Source organism: Streptomyces sp. NPDC055140, assembly GCF_053607285.1.
Genome location: NZ_JBSGTG010000004.1, coordinates 99,705 through 111,280 on the forward strand (window position 1 = coordinate 99,705; position 11,576 = coordinate 111,280).

An 11,576-nucleotide genomic window follows, 5' to 3' on the forward strand; every position below is an offset into this window, starting at 1 on the left:
ACACGGGGTGTGAACGGAGTGCCCGAATCCGGGCGTTGCGCACTCTTTTGTGGCGTGATGCAACTCGATTGACTGAACTGCCTCGCAAGAGGCCGGCCGGGCCGCCGGCTCCCCCTCGTACAGTGCGGCGGCCCGTTTCGCGCCGTCCGACCGGCTGCCTGCCCGACACTCCGTGGCCGGCGGACGGCGCGCCCCGGGGGCGGGAGCCCCGGGGTCAGGTCACGCGGTGGCTCCGTTCACTTGGCGGCACTGTGGACGCGGGGCTCCCCGTGCTGCAAGGGGACTCGCTTGCGGTCGTTGCGCAGGACGAGGAGCGCGGCGTCATCGTCCGGCAACCCTCCCGTGTGGCGCAGGAGTTGGGCGTACACGGCACGGATGACGGCCTCGGGGACGACCGGCTGGACGCGTACGGCCTCGGCGAGCGCGGCGGGCAGCGGGAAGAACCGGCCGCGGGCGTCCCGCGCGTCCTCGAGCCCGTCCGTGTGGAGCAGCAGCCCCTCCCCGGGAAGAAGCCGCCCGCACGCGACGACGGGCAGTTCGGCCGGCAGCGGGAACGGGCCGAGCGGCGGCAGGGGTTCACCGCCCACGACCAACTCGGCGTAGCCACCCACGGCCGCGGGACCCACATGGCTGCGCAGCAGATACGGCCACGGGTGCCCGCAGTTGAGCGCGAGCACCTCCCCGTCCTGCCGGATCTCCAGGAGCAGAACGGTGACGAACTCCTCCGCGACCGGACTGACCGGCTCGGCGCCGCCGGCTGCGGGATGCTCGTCCCGCGACCGCTCGCGCAGATGCCGGGCCATGGCCCGCTCGAGTCGCCTCAGTACGCAGGCCAGTTCGGCCTCGTCGTGCGCTGCTTCGCGGAAGCTGCCGAGGACGGCGGCGACCGTCGCGAGGGCGGCGAGCCCGTGCCCGCGGACGTCCCCCATGACGACCCGCACGCCGTGGTCGGTGGCGATGACCTCGTAGAGGTCGCCGCCCACGGTGGCGCCCCGGTCGGCCGAGAGCTGCCCCGCCGCGATGGCCAGGCCGTCGATGCGGGGCGGCAGCGGGCGCAGCAGCACGTTCTGTGCGGCCCCCGCGATCCTGCGCAGCTGCCGCAGCTCGCGCTGGAGGCCGCGCCGGACATGGAGTATCAGCCCCGTGCCGACGGCGAAGAACACGACGCTCGACGCGATCCGCGCGCCGAGTCCGGTCTCCTGCGCAAGGGGGCAGGCCAGCTTGAAGGTGATCGCCACGGCGCCCCAGGCCGTGGGCAGCGCCAGATCGAGCGCGCGGCGCACCCGAAGGGTGCGGGAACGGGTGAGCCGGGATCTGAAGGAGGTGCGGAGTGGTCGGGAGGGCGTCCTCGGATGGTTACGGATCATGCCGACGGCCTCCCTAAGGCCCTGTTCAGCGCGGTCGGCCCTGCGGCCGCAATGATTCTGTCGACCGCCTGCCCCCATCGGAGCGGATCACCGCCACTTCTCACCCGAACGAGTGAGGGGCACCTCCGGTGGTCCGGAGGTGCCCCTCACTGCGTCTCGCTCTGCCGGGATCAGGCCCCGCGCAGCACCGCCCCGGTGCGCTCGGCGGCCAGCGCCACCGCCGCGTCGCGGGCCGCGGAGGCCTCGTCGACGGTCAGCGTGCGGTCGGCGGCACGGAAGCGCAGCGCGTAGGCGAGGGACTTGCGGCCCTCACCGAGCTGCTCGCCCGTGAACACGTCGAACAGGCGGAGGGACTCGAGGAGTTCACCCGCCCCCTCGCGCAGCGCCTTCTCCACGTCGGCGGCCGGCACGGAGGCGTCGACGACGAGCGCGACGTCCTGCGTGGCCACGGGGAACGTGGAGATCCGCGGCGCCTGGAGCGCGCCGGTGCCGGCCCGCTCGACGAGGTCGAGGTCGACCTCCATGGCGCAGCTGCGCTCGGGCAGGTGCAGCGCCTTGATGACGCGCGGGTGCAGCTCACCGGCGTGACCGACGAGCGTCTCCGCGCCGTCCACCACGGCGAACAGCGCGGCGCACCGGCCCGGGTGCCAGGGTGCGTGCTGGTCGCCGCGCACGATCAGCTCGACACCGGCCTCGCGGGCGATGGTGCGGGCCGCCTCGACGGCGTCCGCCCAGTCGGCCGGCCGGCCGTTGCCCCACCAGCCGGCCTGCTCGCGGGCGCCCGTGAGGACGACCGCGGCGTGGCGCGGCTGACGCGGCAGCGCGGCGTCGAGGTCGGCGATCTCCTCGTCGGTGGGACGCCGGTCGGCGGGGAGGCGTACGGCCTGCGGCTCGTCACCGGTCGGCCGGAAGACCAGGCCGGTCTCGAACAGCGCCAGGTCGTGCGAGCCACGGCCGTCGTTGCGGCGCAGCGCCTCCAGGAGGCCCGGCAGCAGCGTCGTACGGAGCGCCGGCTCCTCGTCGGAGAGCGGGTTGACCAGCTTGACCGTGGTGCGGCGCGGGTCGTCCTGCTCGATGCCGAGCTTGCCGAGTGTCTCGTCGCTGATGAACGGGTAGTTCAGCGCCTCGACGTAACCGGCGCCGGCCAGGGCGCGGCCTGCGCGGCGGTGGAGCCGCTGGCGCTCGGTCAGGCCGCGGCCCGCCGGGGGCCTGGGCAGCGTCGAGGGCAGGTTCTCGTAGCCCTCGAGCCGGATGACCTCTTCGGCCAGGTCGTTCGGGTCGACCAGGTCAGGACGCCAGGACGGCACGGTGACCGTCAGGTTGTCCTGGCCGTAGACGTCGCAGCCGACCTGCTGGAGGCGGCGCACCACGGTCTCCCGGCCGTACGTGACACCCGCGACCTTGTCGGGGTGGTCCGCCGGGAGCGTGATGGTGTGCGGCCCGGAGGGCGCGATGACCTCGGTGACGCCGGGGTCGGCGGTGCCGCCCGCGAGGAGCACGAGGAGGTCGACGGTGCGCTGGGCCGCGGCGGACGCGGCCTGCGGGTCGACGCCGCGCTCGAAGCGCTTGGACGCCTCGGAGGACAGCTTGTGGCGGCGCGCGGTGCGGGCGATGGAGACGGGGTCGAAGTGCGCGGCCTCGATGACGACGTCGGTAGTCCCGGCGCCGGCGTCGTGGTCGGCGATCTCCGTGTTGGCTCCGCCCATGACGCCCGCGAGGCCGATCGCGCCGCGGTCGTCGGTGATCACCAGGTCCTCGGCGTCGAGCACACGCTTGGCGCCGTCGAGGGTGGTGAACTTCTCGCCCTGCTCGGCCCTGCGCACGCCGATCGCGCCCTGGACGAGGGAGCGGTCGTAGGCGTGCAAGGGCTGGCCGAGCTCCAGCATCACGTAGTTGGTGATGTCGACGGCGAGCGAGATCGGGCGCATGCCCGCCTTCTGCAGCCGGCGCCGGAGCCAGATCGGGGAGCGGGCCTCGGGGTCGAGACCGGTGACGGTGCGCGCGGTGAAGCGGTCGCAGCCGGCCGGCTCGGAGACCTTCACCGGGTAGCCCTGGGCGTTCGGCGCGGGCACGTCGAGGAGCGCCGGGTCGCGCAGCGGGATGCCGTACGCGATGGCGGCCTCGCGGGCGACACCGCGCAGCGACAGACAGTCGCCGCGGTTGGCGGTGACGGCGATGTCGAGGACCTCGTCGACGAGCTGGAGGAGCTCGATCGCGTCGGTGCCGACCTCGTGCTCGGGCGGCAGGACGATGATGCCGCCGGAGCCGTCGTCGCCCATGCCCAGCTCGTCGCCGGAACAGATCATGCCGTGCGAGGTCCTGCCGTACGTCTTGCGCGCGGCGATCGCGAAGTCGCCGGGCAGCACGGCGCCGGGCAGGACCACGACGACCTTGTCGCCGACGGCGAAGTTACGGGCGCCGCAGACGATCTCCTGCGGCTCGCCCGTGCCGTTGGCCTGGCCGACGTCGACGGTGCAGAAGCGGATGGGCTTCTTGAAGCCCTCCAGCTCCTCGATGGTCAGCACCTGACCGACGACGAGGGGGCCCTTGAGGCCGGCGCCGAGCTGCTCGACGGTCTCGACCTCGAGGCCGGTGGCGATGAGCTTTTCCTGCAGGTCACGGCCGGTCTCGGTGGCGGGGAGATCGACGTACTCCCGCAGCCAGGAAAGCGGGATACGCATCAGATCTCCATCCCGAACGGCCGGGTGAACCGGATGTCACCCTCGACCATGTCTCGCATGTCTTCGACGTTGTGGCGGAACATCAGCATCCGCTCGATGCCGAACCCGAAGGCGAATCCGCTGTACTTCTCGGGGTCGATGCCCGCCGCGGTCAGCACCTTGGGATTGACCATGCCGCAGCCGCCGAGCTCGATCCAGCCCTCGGAGGAGCAGGTGCGGCACGGCCGGTCCGGGTTGCCGACGGACTCGCCGCGGCACACGTAGCAGACCATGTCCATCTCGGCGGACGGCTCGGTGAACGGGAAGAAGTTGGGTCGCAGGCGGGTCTTCATGCCCTCACCGAAGAGCGCCTGGACCATGTGGTCGAGGGTGCCCTTGAGGTCCGACATCGTCAGGCCCTCGTCGACGGCGAGCAGCTCGACCTGCATGAACACGGGAGTGTGCGTGGCGTCCAGCTCGTCGGAGCGGTACACGCGGCCCGGGCAGATCACGTAGACCGGCGGCTCGCGGTCGAGCATGGACCGGATCTGCACGGGGGACGTGTGGGTGCGCAGGACGACGTTCGACTCCGTCTCGCGGCCCTTGGGCCCCTCGATGAAGAACGTGTCCTGCATGCCCCGCGCCGGGTGGTCGGGGCCGATGTTCAGAGCGTCGAAGTTGAACCACTCCGCCTCGACCTCGGGGCCCTCGGCGACCTCGTAGCCCATGGCCACGAAGACGTCCTCGATGCGCTCCGAGAGCGTGGTCAGGGGGTGGCGGGCGCCGGCCGGGGTCCGGTCGTAGGGCAGCGTGACGTCCACGGCCTCCTCGACCAGGACGCGCGCGTCGCGCTCGGCCTCGAGCTCCGACTGGCGGGCGGCGAGCGCCTTGCTGACAACGCCGCGGGCCATGCCGACGCGCTTGCCGGCCTCGGCCTTGGCCTGCGGGGGCAGGGCGCCGATCTCGCGGTTGGCGAGCGACAGGGGCGAGGTGCCGCCGGTGTGGGCGACCTTGGCCTCCTGGAGCGCGCCGAGGGAGTCCGCGGCCGCGAAGGCGGCGAGCGCCTCGTCCCGCATGCGCTCGATCTCTTCCGGTTTCAAGGCCTCGACCTCAACAGGGTCGTACGACTTATTCGGTGCCGACATCTCTTCCCGTGCTTCCGGTTGGTTTGGCGGATGGTCCCCGTCCACGACTCGGAGACGATTCGTCTCAGGATTGGGACGCAAAGTGCCAAAGACCGAGTCTAACGGGGGTGGGGTGTGCCGATGCGCCCGTGGGGGCCCGCTCAGGCGTTCAGGTACGCCGGGGCCCCCACGGGCAACGTAAATCGGAACTGGGCGCCGCCGCCGGGCGCGCGACCGACCGTGATGGTCCCGCCATGGACCTCGACGATGCCCTTGACGATGTACAGGCCGAGTCCGGTGCCGCCGCGCTTGCTGCCCCGCCAGAAGCGGGTGAAGACGCGGTTCATGGACTCCTCCGGGATGCCGGGCCCCTCGTCGCTCACGGTGACCGACGTGCCGGCGCACTCCCGCTCGCGGGGTGATGCCGAGGGCATGACGTCGATGGTGACCGTTCCCTCGCCGTGGCGCACGGCATTTTCCAGGAGGTTGCTGAGCACCTGGTCGATCTTGTCCGGGTCGGCCCAGAGGTCGGGCAGGGGCTGTTCCACCCGGACGAGGAAGCGGTCGGCCGGCTGTCCTGAGGCGACGTGGGCCTGGATGTGGCGGGCCACGGCGGCGCCGATGTCGACGGGCTGGCGGCGCACTTCGAGGCGGCCGGAGTCGATGCGGGAGATGTCGAGGAGCTCGGCGATGAGCCGCGTGACACGGTTCGCGTCGGCGTCCACGGTCTCCAGCATCAGCTGCTTCTGGTCGTCGGTGAACCGCTCCCACTTCGCGAGCAAGGTCGCGGTGAAGCCCTTCACCGACGTGAGGGGCGAGCGCAGCTCGTGCGCGACGGTCGCGATCAGCTCGGCGTGGCTGCGCTCGGTGCGCCGGCGGGCCTCGGTGTCACGGATGGAGACGACGACGCGGCGGACGGGGCCGGTGCGCGCGGTGCGGACATAGCGCGCGGACACGAGGACCTCTCGCCCCCCGGGCAGCAGCAGATTGCGCTCGGGCTGCGCGAAGCGGGTGGCGAGGCCGCCGTACGGGTCGGTCAGCTGCCACCAGCGGCGGCCTTCGAGGTCCTCCAGGGGGAGCGCGCGCTCCAGGGGGTGGCCCAGGGCGTCGGCGGCGGCGACGGCGGTGATGCGGACGGCCGCCGCGTTGAAGCAGATGACGTGCCCGGTCTCGTCGGCGACGACGAGTCCGTCGGGCAGGTCGTCCGGGTGGAGGCCGCTGTCGGCCAGGGTGGTGAGGTCGTCGGGGCCACATCGGGGCGCGGGTCGGCGCAAGGTGTCCCGTGCCCCCGGTGCTCTGCCCGTGCCGACGCTCATATCCCCGTATCCCGCCTCTCGGAAGGGCGCTGTGGCCTCCGAGCTCGCCACACTACTAGCTGGGGGTGACGGAGCGGCACCCTCCGGGGGCTCGCTGTGCTCGCGCGGAGGCGTACAGGCAGACGGCGGCGGCCGTGGCGAGGTTCAGGCTCTCGGCCTTGCCGTGGATGGGGACCCGTACGACGGCGTCGGCCAGCTCGCGGGTCTCCTCGGGGAGCCCCCAGGCCTCGTTGCCGAAGATCCAGGCGGTGGGGGTGCCCATGGTGCCGCGGTCGAGCTCGGTGTCGAGGTCGTGCTCCCCCGCGCCGTCGGCGGCGAGGATACGTACGCCCGCGTCCTTGAGCCCCTGTACGGCCCGCTCCACGGGTACGCCGACGGCGACCGGCAGGTGGAACAGCGAACCGACGGACGCCCGCACGGACTTGGGGTTGTACAGGTCGACGGACGCGTCGGTCAGGACGACGGCGTCGGCGCCCGCGGCGTCGGCGCAGCGCAGGACGGTGCCGGCGTTGCCGGGGTCGCGGACGTTGGCGAGGACCGCGACGAGCTTGGGGCGGGCGGCGAGGACGTCCTCGAACGGGGTGTCCAGGAAGCGGCAGACCCCGACGAGGCCCTGCGGGGTGACGGTCGTCGAGATGTCGGCGATGACGTCCTCGTCGGCGAGGTGCACCCGGGCGCCGGCGTCGCGCGCCTCCGCGACGATGTCGGTGTAGCGCTCGGCGGCGTCGAGGGTGGCGAACAGCTCGACGAGGGTGTCCGCGTGCCCGGCGGCCTCCCGCACGGCCTGCGGCCCCTCGGCCAGGAACAGCCGCTCCTTGCCCCGGAAGTTCCGCTTGGCAAGCCGCCGCGCGGCACTGACGCGGGACGACTTGGGGGAGATCAACTCGGGGCCGACCATGAACTCACCTTCGGGGGGCAGAAGTTGAACAGGGGCGGGGCAACGCGCCCCGAATGGGGCGCGGGGAACTGCGCGAACAACCCCCACCACCCCGAAGCCGACAACGGACGCACTCGGACCCGCAAGCCAAGTGGCTTGCGGGTCCGAGAAGCATCCGGCTCAAAGCGGAGCGTCACGCAGCCTTGGGCGCGTTCACGTCGGCCGGAAGGGCCTTCTGCGCGACCTCGACGAGCGCGGCGAACGCGTTCGCGTCGTTGACGGCCAGCTCGGCGAGGATCTTGCGGTCCACCTCGATGTTGGCGGCGTTCAGACCCTGGATGAGGCGGTTGTACGTCATGCCGTTCTGGCGGGCAGCGGCGTTGATGCGCTGGATCCACAGACGGCGGAAGTCGCCCTTGCGCTTCTTGCGGTCGTTGTAGTTGTAGACCAGGGAGTGGGTGACCTGCTCCTTGGCCTTGCGGTACAGGCGCGAGCGCTGACCGCGGTAACCCTTGGCGGCCTCGAGGACTGCCCTGCGCTTCTTGTGGGCGTTCACTGCCCGCTTGACGCGTGCCACTTGTTAACTCCTTGTAGCGGGGCCGTGGTTGGACTCACACGACCCGGAAACGAATTGGTCCCGGTCCGAGCTCCGGCGCGCTGGCGCGCGCCTGAACTCACTTGCCGAGAAGCTTCTTGATCTTCTTGGCGTCGCCCGGGGCCAGCTCGACCGTGCCGGTGAGGCGGCGCGTCACGCGGGACGACTTGTGCTCGAGCAGGTGGCGCTTGCCGGCGCGCTCACGGAGCACCTTGCCGGAGCCGGTGATCTTGAAGCGCTTGCTGGCACCGCTGTGCGTCTTGTTCTTCGGCATAGCGCCGTTCTCTCCTCGTCAGTGGCGTTCCCTGCCGGTCCGGGGTGCGGACCGGCATACGGAACGTCCAGATGTATCGATTGGCATCCGGTCCGTACGGGCTGTACGTGGCCGGATCAGGCCTCGGCGGGAGCCTCGGCCGGGGCCTCTGCAGCAGGGGCCTCGTCCACAGCAGGAGCCTCGTCCACAGCGGGGGCCTCGTCGGACGCCTCGGCCGGAGTCTCGGACTCCTGCTCGGCGGCGTCGTCGCTGGCCCGCTGCGTGCGGCCGTGCGTCGGCAGAGCCTTCTGCTCGGCCTTGCGGGCCTCCTGGGCCTCGCGGGCCTCGGCCATGGCCTCGGTCTTCTTCTTGTGCGGACCGAGAACCATGATCATGTTTCGGCCGTCCTGCTTCGGGTTCGACTCGATGAACCCGAGGTCCTCGACGTCCGAAGCGAGACGCTGCAGCAGTCGGAAACCCAGCTCGGGGCGGGACTGCTCGCGACCACGGAACATGATCGTGATCTTGACCTTGTCGCCCGCCTTGAGGAACCGGACGACATGACCCTTCTTGGTGTCATAGTCGTGCGGGTCGATCTTCGGCCGGAGCTTCATCTCCTTGATGACCGTGTGCGCCTGGTTCTTGCGCGCCTCACGGGCCTTCATGGCCGACTCGTACTTGAACTTGCCGTAGTCCATGAGCTTGCAGACGGGCGGACGGGCTGTCGCCGCCACCTCGACGAGGTCGAGGTCGTACTCCTGAGCAAGCTCAAGGGCCTTGGCAAGCGGAACAATCCCGACCTGCTCGCCGCTGGGACCGACAAGTCGCACTTCGGGAACGCGAATCCGGTCGTTGATGCGGGGCTCGGCGCTGATGGATCCTCCTCGGTAGCACCACACGACGGTCTGGCGGACCGCCGCGTAACGTCTGTTTAGTAGTACCAACCGCGCCGGAACACAAAAAATGCCCCGGAACGGTACACAGGCGGGGCTCCAAGGACTACCGGAGCACCGACGCGTATGACCGCGGGGCGCACATCGGACGGCTCCATCGTCCGTACGGAACGATGGGGGCCGTCTGACCGGTGACCCGCCGCCCCTCAGGGGCAGCAAGGTGGGAGATCGGAGCCTCCACTTGTGGGCCGGTCACTCAAGCCAGTGGCATGCGTGTCCGGCCGGTCGTTACACAAGGTTAGCAGCTCTCGGGGGGTGGGCCCAACCGAGTGTGCGGGCGGCATATCGTGGGGCACATGAATGACGCCACCCCCGCTGCCGAAAACGCCGAAAACACTGATTACGACGCCCTGACCCGGGACATCGCCGAGGTCCCCGCCGTCGAGGTGATCGTGACGGTCGCGGTCAACCTGATGAGCGCCGCCGCGGTGAAGCTCGGCCTCACCGAGGAGGGCGACGCCCACAAGGACCTCGACGAGGCCCGCAAGCTCGTGCACGCCCTCGCCGGTCTGCTCGACGCGAGCACGACCGAGATCAGCTCGTTCCACGCGGCGCCGCTGCGCGACGGTCTGAAGTCGCTGCAGCTGGCGTTCCGCGAGGCGTCCTTCGTGCCGGACGAGCCGGGCCAGGGCCCCGGCGAGAAGTACACGGGCCCGGTCTACGGCTGATCGTCCCGGTAGTTCACGCGCGTACGTAGAGGGGCTCGCCGGGTGGCGTGGTCCCGGCCGGCAGGAGTGCCAGGTCGAGACCCCGCACCAGGCGGGCCCTCAGTGTTTCGTCGGCGGCGATGCGCCCGGCGACGGCGCGGGCGGTCTCGGCCGGGGCGGCCGACGGGTCGAGGACGAGCGCGAGGATGCCGTCGGCGCTGCCCGGGCCCAGGTGGGCGCGCAGGACGCCGGGCTCGGCGGCGACGGCGGCGCGGATCGCCTCCGTGACGGCCGGGTCGGCGAGGGGGTCGGCGCTGGTGCGGCCCTCGTTCGCGGCGCGCAGGACGGCGCCGCTGAGCTCGTAGGCGACCGGGCCCGCAAGGTCGATGACGACGGTGTCGGCCTGCTCGTGCGCGGCGGCCTGGAGCGCCTGGTGCAGGGGTACGGCGACGGGGCGCGCCTCGGGGTCCCACAGCGCAAGGGCCGCGGTGGAGGTGAACGCGGGCAGGGCCTTGCGGTCACCGGCCTTGAGGGTGGGCACGGCCATGTCACTGGTCTTCTCGCGGCGCAGCCCGTTCTCGTCCTCCTCCACCTCGCCGAGTACGGCGACGACGGGGACGAGGAGCCGGGCTTCCTTGAGCGCCGTGAGGACCGGGCCGTGCGCCGTGCGGTCCTCGGCCCACGCGGCGAGGGCCGCGCTCAGCCGCGGGTCCGCGGAGCCGTCGTCGTCGGAGAAGCCGGGGTCGGGAATGTTCTTGTTCGCCACGTTCACCGACCCTACCGACCCGGCGGCGCGATCTTCTCAGCGGACCCAGAGCCTGGTCTCACGGTGCGCACAGGACGGGCGCCGAGCATCCAGGCATGCACCGGAACGGACTCGCGGCGTGGGCCGCCGTTCTCACGGGAACGCTCGTGGGAACCCTCATAGGCTGCTCGCCGGGCGGGGCGGGGCAGGCGGTTCCGGTCGCCGCCACGGCGTCGGCGCCCTCTTCCGGGGAGGCGTCCGCATCCGCACCCGACGAGGAGGTCTCCGTGGACCGTGACGACGCGCTCGCCAAGTCGCTGAAGCCCCTGCTTCCGGACGGTGACGCGCGGGTCTCCGTGGCGGTGGCCGCGCTGGACGGGGCGACGGACGGCGCCGTGTACGACGGCACGTCCGCGTTCGACACCGCGAGCATCGTCAAGGTCGACATCCTCGCTGCGCTGCTGCTGCGGGCGCAGGACGCGGGGCGGACGCTGACCTCGCAGGAGCGCGCGTACGCGACGGCGATGATCGAGAACAGTGACAACGCGTCCGCGACGGCCCTGTGGGAGGCGATCGGCGGTGCGGACGGGCTCGACGCGGCGAACCTGACGCTGGGGCTGACCGGGACGAGGGCCGGCGCGGGCGGCGAGTGGGGTCTGACGCAGACGACGGCGGCGGATCAACTGACCTTGCTGCGGGCCGTGTTCGGCACAGAAGGCGCGGAGGGCGCGGACTCGGGGCTGAGCGAGGCGTCGCGCGCGTACGTCGCCGGGCTGATGGGGCGGATCGCGTCGGATCAGCGGTGGGGTGTGTCGGCGGCGGCCGACTCCGTGTCCGTGTGTGCGCTGAAGAACGGGTGGCTGCCGCGCAGCGCGACCGGGCTGTGGGACATCAACAGCGTCGGGCGGGTGTCCCTGGGCGGGAAGCGGTATCTGGTCTCGGTGCTCTCCGACGGCAATACGACCAAGAAGGCGGGGGTGGCGCTGGTGGAGGGGGTAGCGAAGGCGGCCGTCTCCGTGCTCACCGGCTGAGGCTCAGC

11 protein-coding genes are annotated in these 11,576 nt (G+C 71.6%); 2 read left to right on the plus strand and 9 right to left on the minus strand.

All coding sequences use genetic code 11. The annotated features are described in order from the left end of the window. Positions 1-236: 236 nt before the first annotated feature. The 8 genes from ACWFR4_RS10590 to infC all read right to left on the minus strand — a co-directional run bounded on the left by ACWFR4_RS10590 (position 237) and on the right by infC (position 9,091). Positions 237-1,367 (minus strand): PP2C family protein-serine/threonine phosphatase, encoded by a 1,131-nt coding sequence (locus ACWFR4_RS10590; RefSeq protein ID WP_453651953.1) that lies wholly within the window; start codon positions 1,365-1,367, stop codon positions 237-239. Positions 1,368-1,537: 170 nt separating this feature from the next. Continuing rightward, positions 1,538-4,048 (minus strand): phenylalanine--tRNA ligase subunit beta, encoded by a 2,511-nt coding sequence (pheT, locus tag ACWFR4_RS10595; protein ID WP_453651955.1) that lies wholly within the window; start codon positions 4,046-4,048, stop codon positions 1,538-1,540. After that, the gene (gene pheS, locus ACWFR4_RS10600) at positions 4,048-5,172 is read right to left on the minus strand and encodes a phenylalanine--tRNA ligase subunit alpha (protein ID WP_453468615.1); all 1,125 of its coding nucleotides are present in this window, start codon (positions 5,170-5,172) and stop codon (positions 4,048-4,050) included. Before pheS ends, pheT begins: the two co-directional genes overlap by 1 nt. A 140-nt stretch (positions 5,173-5,312) precedes the next feature. Beyond that, positions 5,313-6,467, minus strand: coding sequence for an ATP-binding protein (locus ACWFR4_RS10605; RefSeq protein ID WP_453651957.1), 1,155 nt, complete (start codon positions 6,465-6,467; stop codon positions 5,313-5,315). Positions 6,468-6,522: 55 nt separating this feature from the next. After that, positions 6,523-7,365, minus strand: coding sequence for a TrmH family RNA methyltransferase (locus ACWFR4_RS10610; protein ID WP_266566362.1), 843 nt, complete (start codon positions 7,363-7,365; stop codon positions 6,523-6,525). 172 nt (positions 7,366-7,537) lie between these two features. After that, entirely contained in the window at positions 7,538-7,921 is a 384-nt protein-coding gene (rplT, locus tag ACWFR4_RS10615; RefSeq protein WP_453465558.1) for a 50S ribosomal protein L20, read from the minus strand. A gap of 97 nt (positions 7,922-8,018) precedes the next feature. Continuing rightward, a complete protein-coding gene (gene rpmI / locus ACWFR4_RS10620) occupies positions 8,019-8,213 on the minus strand; it encodes a 50S ribosomal protein L35 (protein ID WP_100597076.1) in 195 nt (64 codons plus the stop codon). 116 nt (positions 8,214-8,329) lie between these two features. Next, on the minus strand, positions 8,330-9,091 hold the full coding sequence (infC, locus tag ACWFR4_RS10625; protein WP_453465557.1) for a translation initiation factor IF-3: 762 nt from the start codon (positions 9,089-9,091) through the stop codon (positions 8,330-8,332). Positions 9,092-9,441: 350 nt separating this feature from the next. Here infC and ACWFR4_RS10630 point away from each other — a divergent pair, with 350 nt between their 5' ends. Further along, positions 9,442-9,813: a DUF1844 domain-containing protein gene (locus ACWFR4_RS10630; RefSeq protein ID WP_266566358.1), complete on the plus strand. Its 372-nt coding sequence runs from the start codon at positions 9,442-9,444 to the stop codon at positions 9,811-9,813. Positions 9,814-9,826: 13 nt separating this feature from the next. Here ACWFR4_RS10630 and ACWFR4_RS10635 read toward each other — a convergent pair whose 3' ends face one another. Continuing rightward, positions 9,827-10,558: an SseB family protein gene (locus tag ACWFR4_RS10635; protein WP_453465555.1), complete on the minus strand. Its 732-nt coding sequence runs from the start codon at positions 10,556-10,558 to the stop codon at positions 9,827-9,829. A 95-nt stretch (positions 10,559-10,653) separates the two neighbouring features. Between ACWFR4_RS10635 and ACWFR4_RS10640 the strand changes: the two genes are divergently transcribed. Next, a complete protein-coding gene (locus ACWFR4_RS10640) occupies positions 10,654-11,568 on the plus strand; it encodes a serine hydrolase (protein ID WP_453651959.1) in 915 nt (304 codons plus the stop codon). Positions 11,569-11,576 lie beyond the last annotated feature (8 nt).